Source organism: Idiomarina baltica OS145 (assembly GCF_000152885.1).
Classification (GTDB): Bacteria; Pseudomonadota; Gammaproteobacteria; order Enterobacterales; family Alteromonadaceae; genus Idiomarina; species Idiomarina baltica.
Window position 1 is genome coordinate 278,717 of sequence record NZ_CH672405.1, and the last position, 21,318, is coordinate 300,034.

Genomic DNA, 21,318 nt, shown 5'->3' on the forward strand with positions numbered 1-21,318 from the left:
TTAGCATAAGCACTGCATGGAGCTCAGGTATGTCGCGCAATACGCTTTTATCTCGCATGGTTTACGACTGGCGCCTGCCATTTATGTTGTCCATACTTGCAGTCTCACTGTTACTTGCCAGTCAAGTCGGCTCCCTCAAACCTCGTTCCGCTATCGATCCGCTCGACATTATCGGTGAGTTTTCAACCCTGTTGATTGTCTTGGTCGGCTTGGTTCTGATTGTGACGCAACGACTCGATGGCATTGTCACCCGACTGTTTTTCTGGGGCGGCTGTGTACTCACTTTTTCACTATCACTGGATCTGCTGGATGAGTTTTTTAGCTATCCTGAGTCCTTACGACTTATGAGTTGGCTGGAATCCTTACCACAACCCTTTGGCTTACTTATTTTGGGGTTCGGCGCAAAGGAATGGGTTAAAGAGCAACACCAAGTGCGTCGTCAACTCGGTGTCCGAGAGAAACACTTACGTGCCCATGAGTGGGTTGACCCACTCACGACTTTATACACACTGCCCTACTTTGAAAAAGTACTTGAGCGTGAGCTTGCACTGCACAAGCATAATCGGCAACACGTCGTAATGGCCAGCATTAACTTACAGGCATTTGCACGTTATAACGAAGAAATGGGCATGCAAGCAGGCGACCTACTACTGAATAAAGTCAGTGAGCTGACCGCTTTGTACTTACGTCCCGGCGACTGCCTGTGTCGCTACCATAGTGATCAGTTTCTCATACTTTTACCCGCGACAGACTTTCCTGAAGCGCTCAGTCTGATCCGACTATTGGCCGACATGCTGCGGGAACAACTTGCCTTACCCCACTATATGGCGATAAAGACACGTGTAAGACGCGTCAATGAAGTGTCGCCGAAACACGCGATGAAGCAATTACTGCAGCAACCAGAAGCGATTATTTCCGATGCGTCGCGAGCCCATCATTAAATCACGCGAGCTCATTGCTCGGCCGTTGATTAAAGCGCTATTGCCTATCGCGGAACGGCGCGGTATTAGCGCTCATCAACTGCTAAAAGGCACGCACGTATTTGATGCTGAACTCAAGCTTTCAGCAGGACGCAGTAACGAGCAAGATCTGGCGCGCATTGTTGCTGCGGCAGAACAGCTCATCGGTGATGCTCAACTCTGGCCGTTAGTGGTTCAATCTCTGCACCAGCAAAGACTGTGTCCCGCATTCGACTGCATTCGCTATGCCACCACATTCAACGCTGCACTGCTTGCCTCACTGCGCTATCAAACGTTGTTGCACCCTTTTATACTAGTGCGCCCTAAGCGGTTACAACAACGCCTTCACATCGACTGGCTTCCCGTTTCGGGCTTGCCCGATAAACACAATAAAACATTCCGTGACGCATGCGACAAATTGATGTTGGCGCTGGTAATACATGCAGCCCGCGTTTGCCAAGTTAATTTATCCGACTGGCGAATCGGCGTGCACGATCCAAAGAGCCTCCCCGTTAACTGGCACACATGGATTAGCACGATCGACTCGCGCCCGATTCCTTGTCTTTCTTTTCCCGTGCACCAATTGCCAATGCAAAACCCCACCGCCTCAGCCAATGACCTGCAACAGGCACATTCATTTGCCAAGCTGCAATGCGAAACCTTAGACGCTCAAGCGCCCTTAACCGAGGCCCTCTCTTGGATGTTAAAAAAAGCAAAGCAGGGGGATGAATCATCACTGGAAGAGCTGTCCAGCGCCCTCAACATGAGCGCTTCGACATGCAAGCGGCTACTCGCCTCACAAGGTATGAACTTTAAACGACTGGCAGACTACGCGCGGCTAAAGTATTTTCTCTACCACTCAGAAGCTAAACCCCACACTCAGGCGGAACTCGCCGCCAAGCTCGGTTACAGCCACCCCAACAACCTCAGGCGAGCCCGCCGACGCTGGCTCGCCAGTTTTTAGGCGTTTAGTTCACCTCACTTACACTATATCCATTTTCCTCAAGCAGCGTCAGTAAACCCTCATCTCCCACCAGATGACCCGCACCGACGGCGATAAACGCGCTATCACTTTGATTATCCGTGGCAAGTCTCTCTATCCACTCTCGATTGCGCTTATAGAGCAGTTCCTCAGCCATTTGAGGTGGCATTGAATCATTTAAGAGTTTGCCCAATGCCGTTAAATCGCCTTGCTGCCAACTGACAATAATGCCGTCTAAAACCTCATTGACCTGATCAATTTCGGTCAACGTTTGCTCGATAATTTCTTGCTCACCCACATCACTTTGTGCCTGCACTAACGCATTAATCTGGCGTTCAACCGTTTCCAAGCTTTTAATAGGCAAGCTATTGGCATCTGCAAATTGCTCAATTTTGCTTTCAACCCCCGCTTCTTGCACATAGCCGGCGTGATTTACCGCAGTAGCAACTAATACAATTTGTGCGAACCAGGCATTAAGCGGGTTAAGATTTTGCTCTGGAATGCCGTATTGTTGAGCGACCTGCGTAAACGCTTGCCAAGTCTCACTATCAACGTTCTCTTCTAGCGTGCCTTGTGAACGCATTGCATGAGCCATAAACGCCGCTTGCGCGTTCTTTAATTTTTCGGGCGCCACTTCCATCCAAATGACTTTACTTTGAGCGAGTGCGTCTTGTGCCTGCTCAGAGAGTGCAAAACCGTCTCCCTTCGCGGCATGTACCGTACCCATGATCCAAAGTGTCTTGTCGCCCTGCACGGCCTTATAAAAGACCTCCGCCGAGCTGAGCGTACTCCAGAGCAATGCCAATAACGTAACAATGACGAGTTTTAATTTCATGATATGTATCCCTTATTGCTATTGTTTGCGGTCAGCGTTGGGTGATGAATAAGGTTAAAGCTACGCCAATAAACATCCCCACCACCAGTGTCACCAAGAGTGGCAGAGCATCGAGCCACGTTGGTCGCTGTACATGGTTGTTTTGTTGGGTTGTAGGTTCAGTCCGAGCACTGTTGTCGGCATCCTCGACCAGCTCCTCGCGTGCGAGTTGGCATACCGCACACAATGCCTGCACGGTGTCTTTTGAGCCAATGCCATCACGCTCTACCCGCTGTATCGTGCGCAGACTTACACCGCAGGCATCGGCAAGCTGTTGTTGTGTCCAATCCCATTGCGAGCGACAGGCAATGACTTTGTCTTGATTGATACGCATAACCTACCCCAGCAACCAAAGCGCCAGCTTTGCGCTCAAAAAGCCAGCGGCCAAACCAATCACAAAGAACGATAAAATTAGTTTCCAAGAGCCCTTTTGCCCCTTAAGTGACGATTGCGACTCGGTGCGAACCACATCATCGCCTAACAATAAATCGCAACGAATGGTTGATAATAAAAAGCCACCCACATCAAAATGTATTTTAAATGTCTCGCCCTCAATCAAAAATTCGTGTGTGCTTGATAAGCCAAAATTACGTCGACTACTTACGCACTCACCGTCGACAAATACTTCTTCTTTCGCTGAAATCCCACTGGCACGTGCTTCAATAACATGCCCTTCGTACTCAAACTTAAATTCAAAATTGAAGTGTAGTTTTTTTAGTAATGACCCTTTCATGTGAAATATCCTTTAATCGCCTTATTGCAGGAAGAACACTAGCAGTCGAATGTAGAAGTACCTACGCCAGGCGCGTGGCAGTCATATGTCAGGCATACGACAGACCACTGTCACCTTGCTGACACATGCTCATCAAGCACGATGACTTTGGCTTTAAGCGGCATCACTTCAAGCATATTCAAAAAGCGTGTTAACGCTGAGTGAGAAGACACATCGCCCATTCCCCAGCTGGCATTACCATAACCCCATGGAATCATTACTTGGCACTCCAGTTCATTGGCTGCAGTAATGGCATCCTCAGGCGTCATATGCACATAGCGATACCACTTGGGGCTGGTCGGCGAGTAATAAGAAGCGATGGGGAGCAAGCAGACGTCGATTGCACCATAGCGCTCATGGATATCACGAAAGTGCTCAGAATAGCCGGTGTCACCTGCATAGAATAAAGTTTTGCCTTGGCTCTCTATCAACCAGCCATTCCATGAAACGCGCGCGTTATCTTCATAAATGAATGGAATATAGGTGCGACTACTAAAATGGTGAGCGGGCAACGCGGTAATATTCGTCCCCCTCGTTTGAGTATTCAATGTATCCTCAGAGAACCAGCCCATTTCGGTAATGTGTGCCCCGATTTCGGGGAATTTTTCCCCCATACGCAATGGCACACGATAGCTAGGATGGTCACCTATGGACTCGACATCCGATTTATTAAAATGATCATAATGCAGGTGGGAGTATAAAACAGCGTCGGCTTGACTTACCTGTTCAACCGATAAATTCGGCAGATGAGAACGGTACTGACCATTAAACCAAGCGTGCAACCAATTAATGGGCCAATCAAATTCATCAAAAACTGGATCGGTGATTATCGTCGCATCACTCGGTGTTTCAATTTGAAAAAGCGCATGCCCGAACCACGTTACCTTGAAGGCTTCATCATATGAAGATTGTAAATAAGGTCCCGTGTAACGGCAGGCTTCATCAGTGCATTGAATATCGGCACGCTCACGGTAGCAGTCCGTTTCACACGTAGCAGGATACTGTTTTTCACCGGGATCTAGGTTTTCAAAACGATGGTCATTCGGATGCTCTATTTGTTGTTCCGAATTAATCACTTGAATAGTATTCGAGGTACACCCGGTAACGAATAAAACAATAAAAGAAAAAACAAATAAAACGCGGCTCATAGCTGATTATCTGATGATTATTATGCGTTGTATCATCGCACATCACATAATGTTGAGTCATTGTTAAAATGTAACTAAATACGATGTGTACGTTCAGATAGAAAGGCCACGACACAGCCCACTAGCAAACCCCAAAACGCACTACTGATACTAAAAAATGACACATCAGCCACAGTAACAATGAACGCGATTGCCGCCGCATAAGCACCTGATGTACTGCTAAAGGCGCGTTGCAGATTCTGCGTAATCACCGGCAATAATGCTAAGCCAGCCAGCGTGGCCGTTGCCGCTTGCGGCATCATCATGAATAGGCTCACGATAAGTGATCCTGCAAGCCCCATCAGAATATAAAATCCTCCGGCAGCCACTGCCGCTTTATAGCGCTGCGCCGGATCGGGGTCTGCATCCTCTGTTTGGCAAATCGCCGCGGTAATTGCCGCGAGGTTTATCGCAAAAGCGCCCAGCGGCGCCAGTAGCAACCCCGCTAAACCGGTGGTTGTGATAAGTGGCGATGTCGGCGGTGCGTAACCATTGGCACGCAGCATCATCACGCCGGGAACGTTTTGTGAAACCATCGTGACGACAAATAACGGAATGCCAACGCCAATGAGCGCAGGCCAGCTGAAGTCGGGCCACACCCAAATCCACTGCGGTGCTTCCACCATTAGCGATTGCTCATTAAGCTTGCCCGTAAAAAACGGTAATGTGATAGCCGCCAGCAGTAACCACAAAAAGACCCATCGCGGTGTATACGCACGGCAGATAAAGTAAATGATGATGAGACCACCCGCGATAATGGGAAACGAAATAAGCGCCGGCAGAATTGCACTCACAAACTTAAGTAGTATGCCTGCCAAAATAGCCGCCGCAACATGACTAGGCACCCATTTCATCATCCGGTCAGCAAGACCACTAACTCCAAACACAACAATCAAACTAGAGGAAAAAACAAAACCCCGACCGCCTCAGCCACCGTTAAACCACTGAGTGAGCCAATCAGCAACGCAATGCCCGGTGTTGACCAAGCCGTCAGTACGGGGGCTTTGTAATATAATGATAATGCGCTCGTTGAAATGCCCATCGCCAGCCCAACGGCTAGCAACCAGGCACTTTGCAGTGCGGGCGATGAGTCCAGTTGCGATGCTGCTTCGAGTATCAGTACAACAGCACTGCTATAACCGACAAAGACAGCCGTCGCGCCTGCTGATACTTGGCTCAGTAAACGAATCATGGTGTTTCTTAATGCCCCATAGTGCGTTATAACGTACAAAGTTAATCATAAGATAACAGCGTGCGTTATAACGCACAAACACTAAACCATAAACATTTGATAAATCATGCAAAATAATCATCACACTGTGGCGCGCCGATTAAAAAAACTGCGCAAAGATAAGGGTTGGAGCTTAACAGCCTGCGCCGAACACACCGGTGTCAGCAAGGCCATGCTCGGACAAATCGAGCGGCAAGAATCCTCGCCCACACTCGCGACGCTTTGGAAGTTGGCTACTGGTTTCAATGTATCTCTGTCATGGTTACTCAACGATGAGCAGCAGCCCATGACATTTGATTTTGCGCATGAGCGTATTCAAGTCGAGCGTCTGCTGGCATTTGATCCTCAGACCCAGCAAGAGGTGTACAAATTGTGCATGGCTGAAGGGGCACAGAGCCACTCCGACGCCCACCGCCGCGGCACCTTCGAAATGTTGTATGTACAGTCGGGCAGACTCGATATTGTAGTAGGCGAAACACAGGTAACCATCAAAGCCGGTGAAGCGTATCGCTTTGACGCCGCCCAGCCGCATAGTTACATCAATCGTTATTCAGGTAAAACTGAGTTTTTAGCAGTTATAAATTATGTTTAACAGGCTGATGAACTTTCCGCCGCTTTTAGCGTAAAGCTAGTTAAGGCTTTCTACTTTTGTTGAAATTATGTCAAGGCAACCTCTCGCGTGTTACCTGCGTTGTATCCTTTCTTCGTTGATCTTCGCACTTTCATATAGCGCCCAGGCTATCTCATCAACCTTTGACCATAGCCATGCGCTGTTCAACCAAGTATTAAATCGCCACGTTGTCGTATTCGACAATCAGCATAAATCAGCGGTTGATTACCAAGCCATTGCTAAGCAACGTGGTTCCCTGAAGGAATATGTAGCAGAGCTGTCGGCAGTCACCCCACAACAATACACGTCTTGGACCCCCGATCAGCAATTGGCGTTTTTAATCAATGCGTACAATGCCTTTACTATCCAGTTAATTATCCAGCACATCGATGCATTTAATAGTGGCGAAGCCCAGTCAATCCGTGACTTAGGTAGCTTTTTTAAAAGCCCATGGGAGCAGTCGTTTTTTAAATTACTCGGCAAACAACGTAGCTTAGATTGGCTAGAGCACGAAAAAATTCGCGTCGATTTCAATGAGCCACGCATTCATTTTGCGCTCGTCTGCGCGGCTGTCAGTTGTCCCAAGTTACGCAGTAAGGCCTATCAGGCTAGTCAATTAAACGAGCAACTCGAAAACCAAACCCGACTGTTTTTAAGTGATCGCGATAAAAATGGTATTGATGAAGCAGGGATCTATTTGTCCAAAATATTCAAATGGTACGGGGATGACTTCAACGGTATACACACGTTTTTACGTCATTATTCTGATGCACTCACGGACTCTGCGTCTGATGCGAAATCATTGACGCATTCAAAATTACCGATTCGGTATACCGACTACAATTGGGCGTTGAACACAACCGGTGTCAATTGACGTCACAAACTTGGTATCACTTTATTTTATATGATAAAACATACATTTATAGAATGGTCATTATAATTTAAGAGCAAGCAATGTATTTTATTTTTTCAGATTCGGCGTCCGACAGGTTTGAGCGTCTTTGCAACCATACCCTTAACCTGACAGTTAAACCGCTGCAGCTTGACTCTGTTGCTCGATATTTGTGAACACCTCAAGGAGCAGAAATTTCAAGGCTTAGTTTATGTTCTCTCAGAGGCTTTCGACAAACGACAAGATACTCTGATGCACAAAGTATTGACCTCCTATGGGCTCGATGCCTACATCGTGAACGGTCGCGAAAGTACCGAACAAGCACTTGAATGGGTTTGTCGACATAGTACAGACTCACGTCAGCGCTCCAATAAGCCAGATGCTTGTTATGATCAAGATTTGATAGAGGAGCTCGTCACTTCGGGAAAAATGACCGTCTATTATCAAGTTCAATTTCGAAGTGACTCACTTGAACTGGTTGCCTTTGAAGCATTAGCCCGATTAATTCACGACGATAAGCCCATTCCACTCAACGAAGTGTTCGACGTGATTCATGAACGTGGGCTTTGGACGCATTTAACCCGCTCAACCTTAAGCAACTCATTACAAAATCATCATGCGCTTTTTGCTCGTTACTCCGAGGCTAACCTCGCAGTCAACTTGTCAGCAAAGGAGCTTAGCGAAGCCAGTTTTTCTGAGCAATTTAAGGCATTCATGAACGACGCCCCTATCGCTCATCCAAGGCTGATGTTTGAACTTACCGAAAATGAGCTCTATTCGACTCGCTCGAGTGTTTCAAGAAACCTACTACTCATTAAGGGTAAAGGTGCGCGACTTTCGATAGACGATTATGGAACAGGACTCTCTAATGCTGCGAGGCTCACCACTGCGCCTTTTGATGAGGTAAAACTCGACAAATCATTTATTCAGAATATTCACGATATCAGCGAACATTCATTTGCTAAGTCGACCGCTGAAATAGCCCGTACTTTACACATGAAAACGGTTGCTGAAGGTGTTGAAGATCAACGCACACTCGACTGTATTCGTGAGTTAGGTATCGATCAAGTTCAAGGCTTTTTGTTACACAAACCACAGAGCTTTGAACAGCTTATGGAGACCGATATACGCCTTGCCTAATGATTAAGCAAGACCTGTTCGAAACCTTTTGATAGGCTAGTCCCATAATTTAAAGCACGCAGCGGTAACTCTTTCGTATGCAAACAATTTTGGGCGCCAGCGGTCAAATCGGTATCGAGTTGGCACGAGCACTTCATCGTGATTACACCACTGATATTCGTATCGTCAGTCGCAATCCAAGTAAAGTAAATCCAACCGATAGCACTATGAGCGCAAATCTGTTGAATGCAGAGCAGACTGCCCATGCCGTCAAGGGCTCAGATATCGTCTATCTCACAGTCGGTTTGCCAATGGACACCGAACGTTGGGAGCAAGAGTGGCCGGTAATCATGCGCAACGTCATCGATGCCTGTAAGACGCACAATGCGAAACTGGTGTTTTTTGACAATACTTATATGTATCCGCAAACGGCCGAGCCCCAAACTGAGGACATCCTCTTTGAGCCTCACGGTAGAAAGGGTCAAGTACGCGCAGACATCGCCCAAGAGTTGATCTGTGCGCAAACAGAGAAAGATATTGTCGCACTGATTGCGCGCGCTCCAGAGTTTTACGGGCCCGAGAGAACTCAAAGTATCACTCAGTCGACCCTAATTGAGCCGCTCAAACGCGGTAAAAAAGCACGGGTCTTTTTAAGGGATGACACACAACGCACTCTTATCTACACGCCAGACGCTAGCCGCGCCTTGGCACTACTGGGCAATACGCCCGATGCCTTTGACCAAACCTGGCACTTACCTTGTGACGATAACCGTTTAACCTATCGCGGCATGGTTGAAACGATTGAAACAATCACACAAAAGCCCTACCGCTACTCAATAGTGAAACCTTGGCAACTAAAATTGGCGAGCGTTTTTAGCAAAACGCTGCGCGACGCACAAGAATTAATGCCGCGCTATCAAGTCGATAACGTTTTTATATCCGATAAATTCAAGGCGCGATTTCCGGAGTTTTCAGTCACCTCTTATCAGGAGGGTCTTAAAGCTTGTTTCGACTAACTCGCCACTAAAATGGCAAAGGTAGTTTTGCCGTTCGCCCTCCATCCACACGATGCGTCAAATGACTCAGGAAGAGAAAAATTCCCCAGCACTTGGCTGGGGAGAACATTAGCCAGGGAGAGAGTTTAGGCCAATGCCGCCATGTTAATGCAAATGATTTTTATTTGCAAATTTAATTTGGACACAAAAAAAGGAGCTCGAAAGCTCCCTTTTGGATAATAGGTACTACTCAGCAGTCGTTACAGTGCAACGATGTTTTCTGCTTGAGGACCTTTAGGGCCTTGAGTGATCGCGAACGATACACGTTGACCTTCGTTAAGCGTTTTGAAGCCATCGCCAGTGATTGCACTGAAATGAGCAAATACGTCAGCGCCGCCTTGCTGCTCGATGAAACCAAAACCTTTTGCTTCGTTAAACCATTTAACTGTGCCGTTTACTGTATTAGACATAATCGTAATCCTGATAAAAATAATATATTAAGCCGCCACGACCAATGCCATGAGCGGATGGTGCGGGTAAAAACGGAAATTTAAAACTACAGGACGAAGATTGACTACAAGTAATGCGACGTAGAGGAGGTTTAACTAACTTTCTTATCCAACGCCGCCTACAATACGCGAGTTTAAATATTAGTCAACGATTATTTTTAATGAGCAAGAACGGCAATGTCCGTCCTTGCTCACTAGCGTATTAAAACCAAACTCTAGCACCTACAACGATGCCCGTTTCATGGGTTTGCCGCCCTTCTCGCTGTAATCGATCTGCGGTGTTACCGAGCGCTTGATTCCAATAGACGCCGATATACGGCGCAAATTCTCGACTGATTTCTTGTCGATAGCGCAACCCCACTCTTAAGTTACTTAGCCCCGATTCACGCCGGTATTTTTCCGAGTCGGTGACATTGGCGGTGATTTCTACTCGTGGTTGCAAATAGGCGGTTTGACTTAATCTCCACTCATACTCCGTTTCCGAGCGCAACTGTATATCACCTTCCTCATTCACCATGAGTGAGTTATCCATTTCAAACCAGTAAGGTGCCAAGCCCGAAAAACTTAACACGGCATAATGCTCAAACGAGCTATCGGATGAAAGCTCGCCACGGGCACCAACTCCCGCCTGAATGGACCAAAATGGAGACACTAAATAGCCATAGAGTAGTTCTGCTTTTTCGATATCGGTCGGTGCGCCATCATTTTGTACATTTTCACCCTCGGTTTTAAACACAAGTCGATGATAGTCTCCACCATACCAAGCCATCATATCCCAAACAGCTGATTGTTCATGCTGATTGGTTCGCGCGATTTCCAATCGGTCAAAAAGAACGCGTCCAGTATAGTGATCGCTTACAGGCTCTGGCCAATCATCCTTGGCATGTCCTGCTGACGCAATAAGAGGAAAAAGACCGCCTAATAATAATAGAAAGTTTTTCATCATCCGCTCCTTAAGAAACATTTACTACGCGAAACATACCCGCCTTCATGTGATAAAGAAGGTGACAATGAAAGGCCCAACTGCCGTGAGCATCCGCTGAGATGAGCAGTGATACCTTTTCGCTTGGCTTTACGCTGATGGTGTGCTTACGCGGGCGAGGATAATGACCATTTTCTAACTCCATCCACATACCATGCAGATGAATCGGGTGGTCCATCATCGTGTCATTAACCAACACGAGACGAAGCCTTTCCCCCTCATTAAACTGAATGGGTCCGTCTACTTCAGTAAACTTTTTCCCATCAAAAGACCACATGTAACGTTCCATGTTACCGGTCAAATGCAACTGTATGGTGCGCTCAGGTTCACGCGTGTCAGGCCATTCGTGAGCTCCTTTTAAGTCCGAATAAACGAGAACACGATGATCGACATTCTCAAGCCCGAGCCCCGGTTCGTCCAAGCGACTTACTGGATTTTTAGCAATCATAGCAGCACCGGGTCCGTGGCCACCATTAGCGTGGTCAATTTGTATATTGTCGACAGGTAATGGTTGCTTAGTGGACATATCAGATTTCATGGAAGACATAGACCCTTCCGTCATGCCTTCCATCTTCATGTTAGCCATTCCCATAGCCGCCATACCACGTTCAGGTACGGGCCGTAACTCCGGTATGGGCGCTTCAAGTCCTAATTCGGGCGTTAATGTACCGCGCACAAACCCACTTCTATCGAAGCTCTCAGCAAACAGCGTGTACGCTTTACTTTCCCTGGGTTGTACAATGACATCGTACGCTTCGGCGACACCAATGCGGAACTCATCTATTGTGACAGGCTGAACAGGTTGGCCATCGGCGGCAACCACCGTCATTTCCAAGCCAGGAATTCGGACATCGAAAAAGCTCATCGCTGAACCGTTTATAATACGAAGGCGCACTTTTTCTCCGGGCTTAAAAAGCCCAGACCAGTTCATCCGCGAATCGCGGCCATTCATCAAATACGTGTAAGTACTACCAGTAACATCGGCTATGTCGCGAGGACTCATGCGCATCCGCCCCCACATTTCACGCTCTTGCCAGGTTTTTTCCAACCCTTGCTGACGAATATCATCAAAGGTGTCAAAGAGTGTGCGCTTATGGTAATTATAATAGCCTTCAGCGACTTTCAGCTTGCGAAAAACATCATTAGGATCAGAAAAGGTCCAGTCGGTTAGAATCACCGTATGCTCTCGATCGGCACCGATATCACCATCTTTGGAGTCAATAATAAGCGGACCTAGGTGACCGAGCTGCTCTTGCAACCCCGAGTGACTGTGATACCAATAGGTACCGCTTTGCTGCACATCATAGCGATATTTAAATGTTCGACCTGGTTTTATGCCCTCATATGATACGCCAGGAACGCCATCCATATTTTCAGGCAAAATGATTCCATGCCAATGAACAGACGTATCCTCCATCAGTTTATTGGTGACATTTAGCTTTGCGGGTTGGCCCTCTCGTAGACGGATCAAGGGTCCGGGCATTTGTCCATTTATGGTAATCGGACGACCCACCTTCTGACCGATGAGTAGCGGTTTTCGTGCAATCGTTAAGTTCACCTCGTCGGTGGCTAAAACGGAATCTTTAAAATGTCTACCCTGCGGGGACGCCCAGACGGGTGCCACTTTGGCAAGCGCAAGAGCGGAAGCCGCTGTCAGTGCTGATTTAACAAACTGTCGACGCGACGGATCAATAGAATTATTCATACAAAACTCCACAAAAATAAATTGTGTATTAATAACTGTGTGGCATAGCTGCCATGTAGAAATTAGCAGTAGAGTTTTGTGTAAATCGGAGGGCGAAATAGCTCGCTACCATGCTTTGGTCGAGTTTCTGTAACCGCACGGCTTTTTGCGCTTTCGGCTAAAACCGTTGCCGGAGTTTCAATCGAAGCATCACACTCAACATAGGCAATAGAGAGCCCTGTACAGTGAACTCTTAGAAGGTCATCGCAACAGTCATGCATCACCGAGTTATCGTGTTCACACGCATGAGCATTTTCTTGCTGGCACACACGCTCTGCGCTTGCCCATTGAGGCAACAGTAAAGTCGATGAAAAAATAACTAAAACGAAAAATGCTCTAAGTGACATTTGATATCCATACAGCATGTCGATTGCTACCTATCCACATTGGAATACCTCTAACTTTTTGTCAAATACCAACGAAAAGTGTCGAGAAACACAGTGTAAAGATAATATTGAAAATACATTCAACTTTTCGAATTTTATGTTACTTTCCCTTCGAGCACTTCGTTCTTTAGGGGGAACACCATGCTAGGATTCAACAACAAGCTAGAGCACTTGAACCAACAACAAGCCAATGAAATCAGTGCATATAAAGCGATGCGGCAAACAATGAAGGATGCCATGGTCTATTTTGCGCTCGATGCTCAAGGTCGCATTGTAGAGACTGATGAGTCATTCAAAGCATGTTTAGGACTCGATAGTTCTAAATTATTGAATCAACCGTTATCAGCTTTTATTGCACCAACGGCTAAAAATAAGCCCCACATTCAGCAAATGACGCGTGCCATTAAAACGCAGTCACATTGGCACGGTGCTATTCAATTTATTCATGATCAAGGCCACGAGATCTGGATACGCGTGATTCTAGAGCCCGAAAAACTAGGAAACGACTCGCAATTAGCATTTGCGGCCTACGGTTGTGAGCTCACGCATACCATTACAAAGTCGCGCGAGACAGAGGATTTACTCAAAGCCCTCAACCGCTCATCGGCTGTCATCGAGTTTACGCTTGATGGTCATGTCATCACCGCAAATGAAAACTTTCTTGATGCTTTGAATTATCGGCTAGACGATATCGTTGATCAGCACCACCGTGCATAACGAGGCAGGTGTCCTCTACAAAGTGGTTAAGTTCGCGTCGGTGATCACCGATCAAGTTAAGCGCGAACAAGCCATCGTCGAAACATCCGATATTGCTCATGACGTCTCGACTCAAACAGATAAGCATGCGCAACAAGGTATGGCTGTTATTCGAGAAACCATTGACGCTATGCGCGTGTTAGCACAAAAAATTGAGCAAACCAGTCACCACATCGCTGAACTTAACACTCAATCAACGAAAGTCACTGAGTTAGTCGACAGTATCCAAGGCATTGCCGCCCAAACCAACCTCTTGGCACTCAACGCAGCCATTGAAGCAGCACGCGCCGGAGAGCAAGGACGCGGTTTCGCTGTAGTAGCCGACGAAGTACGTTCATTGGCATCACGCACCAGCACGACCAGCGAAAAAATTATTGATGTGGTGGGTAAAAATAAAAATCTAACTGAAACGGCCGTCCGGCAAATACAACAAAGTCTGGATGAAGTCGAAAACTCGCTGAGCCTATCGACTCAAGCGAGTAAAGTGATGGAAGATATTCAATCAGGTGCCAAACACGTACTCGATGCCGTCAGTCAATTTAAGAGCAAAGTTACTTAGCATGAGGTTGATGAACACGAAGCGGTGCTCGCGGCGGTGATGGCTGGCATAATCGCAGCCACCATGACCGCTGCCTCAATAGCAGCAACCGCTTGTTTTGCCGCGGTCGACACCATTTCACCCTTTTCTAGCTGCTCAATGCGCTTTTTGCGCTGTTTCAGTTCCTGCTTGGTGAACACTTGCGGCAACAGCTTAGCGCTGTTGGCTAAAGCGACTAAAATCGCCACACGCGGTTCAACCTCATCATCACTCATCACAGCACTGCGCATTGCTTCACGTATTTGCTGTTCGGGTTCTGGGTTAAGCTCGGGATAAACGCGTCGCTCAAACAGCCATAAAACCTTTTCCTTTTCTGCTGCAACGATATGAGCATCCACCAAACTCTGGGCAACTTTGTGTTTTAAATCTTTAAGTTGGCCTAGCTTTTGTACCCAATCCTGCAGCTTGCGTTGTCGCTTAGCTGCTTTAATTTGGTCCAGCGCTTCATCTAATAACGCATCATCGGTACTGGCGTCATCCACAACCGACACTTTATTTTTATTATCCGTTTCAATCGCAATACTCTCATGCATCAAAAGCTCTGACAAAAGTGCGGCTGCGGTTGCATATTCGACATAAGCACCGTTCATGGTGCCGCGCTCTTCACTTAACGCGAGTAACATAACGGCTTGGTACAGACGAATTGTATTTGTCATAAGCGACCTTAATAATTTTGGTTATTGATAATAGCCCCATAAATTCACATTGAGCCAATTTCCACTCGTGTCGACTAAAACTCCTTCTTGCGTAGCGCCTTTTTTTGCCCCTGTTGTTTTTTACTTTTTAAACGCTTTTCTTTTGCTGATCGACTCGGTTTAGTTGCGATGCGCTTTTTCTGCACATAAGACACACTGCGGATTAGGCCGGTCAATTGCTCAAGCGCCAGCTCTCTGTTGCGCGCTTGGCTGCGCGTCTCTTGTGCTTTGATAATTACTTTGCCGCTTTGCGTAATCCGATGATCGGACAACTTTAGTAAACGCTGTTTATAAAAGTCGGGCAATGAAGATGACTGAATATCAAAGATCAACTGTGCCGCGGTAGCGACTTTATTGACATTTTGTCCACCCGCCCCGCTTGAGCGAATAAATTGCCACTCGATTTCTTGGTCAGGGATTTCAACCCGTTGAGATATCTTTATCATTAACTTCTTTCGTATTTGGTTAGAAGTATAAGGTTAAGCGTCTTAAACAGTAGGCACAAGTTAAGCAGTAACAACACAGTTTTTACCCGCTCTTTTAGCCGCGTAGAGTTGTTTATCAGCACGTCGAATCGCACTGCGGCTATCGTCATCACGCTGGATAGGTGCAGCTCCCATGCTTAAACTTAAACATGAACGATCCGTGTTGGTATAATGATGCGGAATATTCAACTCAATCACCTTGTCACGCAACTCGTTAAGTTTGCTTTCAAGGTCATAGGCAGAAGGGACTATCATAGCGAGCTCTTCGCCGCCGTAGCGATACACTTTGAGCGGTGTATTACTGCGTAGGCACTCTGCTATCTCCTTGATTGCGCTATCGCCCGCCTCGTGCCCGTAGTTATCATTATAGGCTTTAAACTCATCAATATCTGCAATCATCAAATGATACGGCTTACCCGACGAGATAGCCGCGTCCAAATCACGATCAAACGCCCGACGATTAAATAGCCCCGTTAAACCATCCATATGAGCTAAGGCATCAAGCTTTCGATTCGCTTCAGCTAACTCGGCTGTACGGGACTCCACCTCTCGTTCTAGTTCATCTTGCGCTGTAATAAAGCGTGATGCCATGGTTTGGAACGCCTTCAGCGCTTGTTTAACTTCGCCGCGCGCCTTAATCTTGGTTGTCTTATGGGTTTGCGCCTCGCGATAATTGCGCTGGCCCATCAACGAAGCCACTTTAGCGACTTCTTGTAAGGGTCGACTGACTTCGCGTTGAATGAGCCAGTAGCTCATCAGTAGAATTAAAATCACCAACCCCACGCCTGCACCAACAAGCTGTAACGGCAACACGATCGCCTGGTTACGCACCTCAGCAAGTGGATATGAGGTAATGTGCCACCAACCTGGGCCCGGCAGCTTATTAACGAATAGCAACTGACCTTCCACTTCGCCACTCAAAATAGTGGGTGTCTCTGAAAAGCCTCTATCAACCACCAACTGACTCAAGTGCTGATACAAAGGTTCATTGTAGGTTTCTGAGGTGAGTGTCGAACGCGCAATAATAGCGTCTTGTGTGACGTTAGATGCGGCAATCAAGTCACCATTATTGTTTAACACGACATGCTCAGCGTTTGGGCGTTTCTTTTTAGTCAAATCGCTCACTAAACTACTGAGTACCACATCAAAACTCGCATTCGCGAGATGTTTACCCGCCAGATCGACAGGCTTTTGATAAGTAATGGTTAAAATGTCGGCTGAAATATCGTAGTAAAGCCCGGTCCAATTAGGTTTTCGCTCGGGATTATTGACCTGTAATGTCGACCGTACGACCGAATAATCCGTCATCACCAAATCCTTATCTGCGAGCAGCCCCCACGGTGATTCAGTTGAATACATTAATAAAATATTTTCGGGCATCGAAAAGTGTGAATTCGACACCTCATTTTGCCAAGCGGGACCAAGTTCATTGAGGGTGTATTGAGCCGCAATTACGCGTGACTTGAGTTCGTCATCCAGCGCAACGTCACGCTTACCTAAAAAAGCGCTCAAGTGTTGAAAATACTTACCGCCTGCGATGACGCCCCGATCAAAGCTCGGTTTAAGCCTTAAAACGCCGGGCGAGGTCGCCTCATACCAATCATTAAACTGCTCAATAGGGCGCGACTCATTACGCATCAGTTTGTAATTCGATAGAAACTGCTGTGCAAGAATGTCGCCGTTTTCTTCTACGTGATCAAAAAACGCTTCGTTACGCTCAAGCGCAGGGGCCAAATCTTGTTCCAACAACCCAATGACACGTTGTCTTGCATCATCATAAGCGACTTGAAATGTAATTGCCGACGCAATAACAACAATGGAAATTGCCCAAATACTGATTTTAAACAGCAAGGCATTGGTGAGTTTTTCGCGTTTTTTGATACGTCGGTGTTTTGTTCTTCTTTCCAAAATCATTCGCTTTTTTTATTATAATTGGACGTGCATGTTTAAACTTTATAATATTTTTTTAAAAGCGTTTACTACTGTATCCGTCTGTTTGTTTTTGTTCACCCATTCATTATTAAAGCATCAAATACAATGCGTTGTTGGTCTCAGTGATGTAGAATATTGACTTCTTATCCTCCGTTTAGGTTGCCAATTTATACATGACTTTTTCTGAACTCGGACTTTGCCCTGAAATTCTTAATGCCCTTACACGCCAAGGTTACACCGAACCTACTCCTATACAAGCACAAGCAATCCCAGCCGTCATGGCCGGCAACGATGTGATGGCAGCGGCTCAAACGGGCACTGGCAAAACTGCAGGCTTTACCTTACCGATTTTAGAAATGCTCAAAGGCAATGAGCGTGCAAAAGCCAATACCGCGCGCGTTTTGATCCTTACGCCAACACGTGAACTTGCTGCTCAGGTCGGCGAAAGTGTAGCCAACTACGGTAAAGACTTACCGTTAAGTTACGCTGTTGTCTTTGGTGGTGTAAAAATCAATCCGCAGATGATGAAGCTACGCAAAGGTGTGGATATTCTCGTCGCAACACCTGGACGTTTGCTCGACCTTTATCAGCAAAATGCGATTCGCTTTCCACAGCTCGAAACGTTGGTATTAGATGAGGCCGACCGTATGCTCGATATGGGCTTCATCCATGACATCAAGAAAATCATCAAGTTGCTACCTGCGAAGCGCCAAAACTTGATGTTCTCTGCAACATTTTCGGATGAGATTCGTAAACTCGCCAAAAGCTTAGTGAACAACCCCGTAGAAATTTCGGTCGCAGCGCCGAATGCCACCGCTGAACGGATTGAACAAACCCTATATGCTGCCGAGAAAACGCATAAACCGCGTATGCTGATGCAGATCTTACGCAATCTCAACTTGCCACAAGTGATTGTATTCTCGCGCACCAAACATGGCGCCAACCGGCTGGTTAAACAACTCGATAAAGACGGCTTTTTAGCTGCCGCGATACACGGCAACAAGAGCCAAGGCGCGCGTACCAAGGCATTAAGCGATTTTAAATCAGGTGCGGTGCAAGTATTGGTGGCAACCGATATCGCCGCGCGTGGTTTAGATATCGAAAAGCTACCCTATGTCATTAACTACGACTTGCCTCAAGTGGCAGAGGATTACGTTCATCGTATCGGTCGAACAGGCCGCGCGGGACAAGTCGGTCACGCCATTTCCTTGGTGATGGACGAAGAATTTAGAACACTCAAAGCCATCGAAAAACTGATCGGTCAGCCCATTGAGCGTCGCACGCTTGACGGGTTTGATGAAGTCGAACTGACCGGCAAAACACCTCCACCGAAGCGCGAGCAACGTCCGCCGCGTAAATCTCGTGGTGCACCGAGTGACAAACAAAAAAGCCCTGGCCGTGCTAAGCACCGACGCCAGGGCTCGAACAAGTCGAGTCAACGCTAATTAGAACTGATAACTGACCGATGCCGAGTAGTTAGCCGGCGCGCCGTAGAAACCCTGCGCCCAGTACAAGCTATTTAAATACTTCTCATCGGTCACGTTATAACCGTTGACGCGCACAGCAAGTTTATCCGTCACCTGCCAGCTTGCCATCAACCCAAGTAAGCCATAAGACGGCTGGTGCGTCACGATAGTCTCACCTGCATTGTCATAGGCAGGACCGACAGTACCTTGCACACGCGATGTTGCATCTTTCCACTGATAGGTTGCGCCAACACGTACGTCTGGCAAGCTTTGGAATTGATAGGTCAATGAGGTTCTGAACATCTTCTCAGCCGTGTAATCTTCAACTAACTGATCACCATCGACATCAAATACAGTTGCCGACACTTGACCTTGCAGACCCGTAAATAGTTCGCCGGCGAGCTCAAGTTCTACACCCTCGCTGGTAATCCCCTCAGCTGCACGATAGACCGGCTCAAGCACACCCGTTGAAGGATTTTCAGCATCACCATCACCCACCGCTAGATTTTCCTGTTTTATATGGAAATAAGCGGCACTCAGCAGTGCTTTATCACCAAACAAGTCGGCTTTAATACCAATTTCTGAGTTTTTACCCGTTAGTGGCTCCAAACGCTCGAAGTTACGATCCACTTCAGACTGTGCGAGGAACGTTTCGGTGTAAGAGGCATAGGTTGTAATGGAGTCACTCACTGCATACGTCACCCCGACATACGGAATAAACTGCGCGTCATCACGCGATTGGTCGACGCCATAGCCAACACCATCGGTCTGAAAGTCATTATAGCGACCGCCGAGCAGTACTTTTAAGTCGCTCGTCAACGCCAATCGTGCCTGCGCGTAAACGGCTTTTTGTGTGTTATCGATAACACTGCCATCGCGTCCATCAGTAAACTCTGGGAACGGCGTATTACCATCCCAATCGGCGAGCGAAGGCATCGCAGGGAAGCCACTACCTGTATGGAAATCGTACAAAGATACGTCAACATAATCTAAGCGCGAGTAGTTAGCGCCAACAACGACCTCATGTAATTGGCCCCAAGCCTCAAAAGTACCATTAGCGTAAACATCAAAGGTATCTTGCTTGTCGTCTAGGTCATACTCACTGCCATAACCGACGAGACCAAGCCCCGTTTCAGGATCCAACCCGAGCTCAGCATCGCCGAGATAGGTGTAAAATAAAAGGCTATCTTCATCGGTACGAACGCGGTTATAAACCGCACGCAAGTTCCAGTTATCGGATAATGCCGTTTCAACATCAATAAAGCTGCGGCTCTCGCTTACTTCCCACTGCGACCAATCCGCCGCAACGTTAGTAGATTCATCATAATTCGTCGGCGTGCCATCACCATAGTAAAGCGTCAATGCGCCCCACATGTTGCCATCGGTATGGCTCTTATGCTCGCTGTGGCCCACGGTCAGCATGGTGTCGTCGGTTAAGGCAAAGTCAAAAACACCGTAAAACACTTTGGTGTCATTTTCGTAACGGTCAAGATACGACTCGCCATTGTCCGCCGCCGCAACCACACGACCACGCACACGATCCGACAACTTGCCAGACGCGTCGATTTCTAAACGTTTGCTACTCCAAGAACCCAGGCTACCCTCGACACTGATTTGTGTTTCCGAGGTTGGGCGCTTGCGCACCATGTTGACGGTGGCTGCGGGGCTACCGACACCGGTCATAATCCCGTTCGCGCCATGAATCACTTCGACGCGCTCGTATAAAGCCGTATCGATTCGTCCATGGGTATTACTGTTCACGAGCGGCAAGCCAAGACCATCAATCTGAAAGTTATTCAGTTCAAAACCACGCGAGGTGTAGTAAATACGATCAGTTTCAACATTCTCAACGTTAACCGCTGAAGCACTGTTCAATACGGAGTTGATGTCATTCAGACCAAAATCTTTGATTTGCTGCTGGGTAATAACCGTAATCGACTGCGGTGTTTCTTTTATCGTCAAACCGAGCTTAGTCGCACCTTCCGCTGAAGAAGACTTATAGCCCTCCTGCTTTTCACCGGTGATCTTTAGACGCTCAATCACCTGTTCAGTCTGTTGCGGTTCTTCGGCTAAAGCATAGGTGCTTGTTAATGCACTCATCACGCACACAGCTAACAAAGATTTTTGCATTTTCATGGAGTCCC

At 47.2% G+C, this 21,318-nt stretch carries 21 protein-coding genes and 1 pseudogene; 9 read left to right on the plus strand and 13 right to left on the minus strand.

What is annotated here, in order from left to right:
* The first annotated feature begins 29 nt into the window (after positions 1–29).
* Positions 30–941 (plus strand): GGDEF domain-containing protein, encoded by a 912-nt coding sequence (locus OS145_RS07190; protein ID WP_006955615.1) that lies wholly within the window; start codon positions 30–32, stop codon positions 939–941.
* On the plus strand, positions 919–1,923 hold the full coding sequence (locus OS145_RS07195; protein WP_006955616.1) for a helix-turn-helix domain-containing protein: 1,005 nt from the start codon (positions 919–921) through the stop codon (positions 1,921–1,923). The genes OS145_RS07190 and OS145_RS07195 overlap by 23 nt, the downstream gene beginning before the upstream one ends.
* 4 nt (positions 1,924–1,927) lie before the next feature.
* Here the strand turns inward: OS145_RS07195 and OS145_RS07200 are convergent, their stop codons facing one another.
* The 5 genes and pseudogenes from OS145_RS07200 to OS145_RS07220 all read right to left on the minus strand — a co-directional run bounded on the left by OS145_RS07200 (position 1,928) and on the right by OS145_RS07220 (position 5,966).
* Positions 1,928–2,776 carry a TraB/GumN family protein gene (locus OS145_RS07200; protein WP_006955617.1) on the minus strand — a complete coding sequence of 283 codons (849 nt, stop codon included), beginning with the start codon at positions 2,774–2,776 and terminating at the stop codon, positions 1,928–1,930.
* Between the two features lie 31 nt (positions 2,777–2,807).
* Positions 2,808–3,149, minus strand: a complete 342-nt coding sequence (locus OS145_RS07205) for a helix-turn-helix domain-containing protein (protein WP_006955618.1) — start codon at positions 3,147–3,149, stop codon at positions 2,808–2,810.
* Between the two features lie 3 nt (positions 3,150–3,152).
* Positions 3,153–3,548 carry a hypothetical protein gene (locus OS145_RS07210; protein WP_006955619.1) on the minus strand — a complete coding sequence of 132 codons (396 nt, stop codon included), beginning with the start codon at positions 3,546–3,548 and terminating at the stop codon, positions 3,153–3,155.
* Positions 3,549–3,658: 110 nt separating this feature from the next.
* Complete coding sequence (locus OS145_RS07215; protein WP_006955620.1) at positions 3,659–4,735, minus strand: MBL fold metallo-hydrolase; 1,077 nt, start codon at positions 4,733–4,735, stop codon at positions 3,659–3,661.
* A 74-nt stretch (positions 4,736–4,809) separates the two neighbouring features.
* Positions 4,810–5,966 (minus strand): annotated as a pseudogene (locus tag OS145_RS07220) (benzoate/H(+) symporter BenE family transporter).
* A 106-nt stretch (positions 5,967–6,072) separates the two neighbouring features.
* Between OS145_RS07220 and OS145_RS07225 the strand changes: the two are divergent.
* From OS145_RS07225 to OS145_RS07240, 4 genes are all read left to right on the plus strand, one after another.
* A complete protein-coding gene (locus OS145_RS07225) occupies positions 6,073–6,597 on the plus strand; it encodes a helix-turn-helix domain-containing protein (RefSeq protein ID WP_006955624.1) in 525 nt (174 codons plus the stop codon).
* Between the two features lie 67 nt (positions 6,598–6,664).
* Positions 6,665–7,489, plus strand: a complete 825-nt coding sequence (locus OS145_RS07230; RefSeq protein WP_050749987.1) for a DUF547 domain-containing protein — start codon at positions 6,665–6,667, stop codon at positions 7,487–7,489.
* 270 nt (positions 7,490–7,759) lie between these two features.
* Complete coding sequence (locus OS145_RS07235) at positions 7,760–8,647, plus strand: EAL domain-containing protein (RefSeq protein WP_040487893.1); 888 nt, start codon at positions 7,760–7,762, stop codon at positions 8,645–8,647.
* A gap of 77 nt (positions 8,648–8,724) precedes the next feature.
* Positions 8,725–9,642 carry an NAD-dependent epimerase/dehydratase family protein gene (locus OS145_RS07240; RefSeq protein ID WP_006955630.1) on the plus strand — a complete coding sequence of 306 codons (918 nt, stop codon included), beginning with the start codon at positions 8,725–8,727 and terminating at the stop codon, positions 9,640–9,642.
* Positions 9,643–9,881: 239 nt separating this feature from the next.
* On the opposite strand, the gene OS145_RS07245 is transcribed toward OS145_RS07240, so the two are convergent.
* The 4 genes from OS145_RS07245 to OS145_RS07260 all read right to left on the minus strand — a co-directional run bounded on the left by OS145_RS07245 (position 9,882) and on the right by OS145_RS07260 (position 13,203).
* Positions 9,882–10,091 (minus strand): cold-shock protein, encoded by a 210-nt coding sequence (locus OS145_RS07245; protein WP_006955633.1) that lies wholly within the window; start codon positions 10,089–10,091, stop codon positions 9,882–9,884.
* Between the two features lie 241 nt (positions 10,092–10,332).
* Positions 10,333–11,073, minus strand: a complete 741-nt coding sequence (locus OS145_RS07250; protein ID WP_006955635.1) for a copper resistance protein B — start codon at positions 11,071–11,073, stop codon at positions 10,333–10,335.
* Between the two features lie 10 nt (positions 11,074–11,083).
* The gene (locus OS145_RS07255) at positions 11,084–12,817 is read right to left on the minus strand and encodes a copper resistance system multicopper oxidase (RefSeq protein ID WP_006955637.1); all 1,734 of its coding nucleotides are present in this window, start codon (positions 12,815–12,817) and stop codon (positions 11,084–11,086) included.
* Between the two features lie 62 nt (positions 12,818–12,879).
* Positions 12,880–13,203, minus strand: coding sequence for a hypothetical protein (locus OS145_RS07260; protein ID WP_006955639.1), 324 nt, complete (start codon positions 13,201–13,203; stop codon positions 12,880–12,882).
* A gap of 180 nt (positions 13,204–13,383) precedes the next feature.
* Between OS145_RS07260 and OS145_RS13505 the strand changes: the two genes are divergently transcribed.
* Both OS145_RS13505 and OS145_RS13510 read left to right on the plus strand, forming a co-directional pair.
* Positions 13,384–13,959 carry a PAS domain-containing protein gene (locus OS145_RS13505; protein WP_006955641.1) on the plus strand — a complete coding sequence of 192 codons (576 nt, stop codon included), beginning with the start codon at positions 13,384–13,386 and terminating at the stop codon, positions 13,957–13,959.
* A 139-nt stretch (positions 13,960–14,098) separates the two neighbouring features.
* Positions 14,099–14,557 carry a methyl-accepting chemotaxis protein gene (locus tag OS145_RS13510; RefSeq protein WP_207328218.1) on the plus strand — a complete coding sequence of 153 codons (459 nt, stop codon included), beginning with the start codon at positions 14,099–14,101 and terminating at the stop codon, positions 14,555–14,557.
* Here OS145_RS13510 and OS145_RS07270 read toward each other — a convergent pair.
* From OS145_RS07270 to OS145_RS07280, 3 genes are all read right to left on the minus strand, one after another.
* The gene (locus OS145_RS07270) at positions 14,554–15,252 is read right to left on the minus strand and encodes a GOLPH3/VPS74 family protein (protein ID WP_006955644.1); all 699 of its coding nucleotides are present in this window, start codon (positions 15,250–15,252) and stop codon (positions 14,554–14,556) included. The two genes, OS145_RS13510 and OS145_RS07270, sit on opposite strands and share 4 nt — an antisense overlap.
* A 74-nt stretch (positions 15,253–15,326) precedes the next feature.
* On the minus strand, positions 15,327–15,737 hold the full coding sequence (arfB, locus tag OS145_RS07275; protein ID WP_006955646.1) for an alternative ribosome rescue aminoacyl-tRNA hydrolase ArfB: 411 nt from the start codon (positions 15,735–15,737) through the stop codon (positions 15,327–15,329).
* A gap of 60 nt (positions 15,738–15,797) precedes the next feature.
* The gene (locus OS145_RS07280; protein WP_006955647.1) at positions 15,798–17,690 is read right to left on the minus strand and encodes a GGDEF domain-containing protein; all 1,893 of its coding nucleotides are present in this window, start codon (positions 17,688–17,690) and stop codon (positions 15,798–15,800) included.
* Between the two features lie 191 nt (positions 17,691–17,881).
* Between OS145_RS07280 and OS145_RS07285 the strand changes: the two genes are divergently transcribed.
* Positions 17,882–19,153 (plus strand): DEAD/DEAH box helicase, encoded by a 1,272-nt coding sequence (locus OS145_RS07285; protein WP_006955649.1) that lies wholly within the window; start codon positions 17,882–17,884, stop codon positions 19,151–19,153.
* Here the strand turns inward: OS145_RS07285 and OS145_RS07290 are convergent, their stop codons facing one another.
* Positions 19,154–21,310, minus strand: coding sequence for a TonB-dependent siderophore receptor (locus OS145_RS07290; protein WP_006955651.1), 2,157 nt, complete (start codon positions 21,308–21,310; stop codon positions 19,154–19,156).
* Positions 21,311–21,318 lie beyond the last annotated feature (8 nt).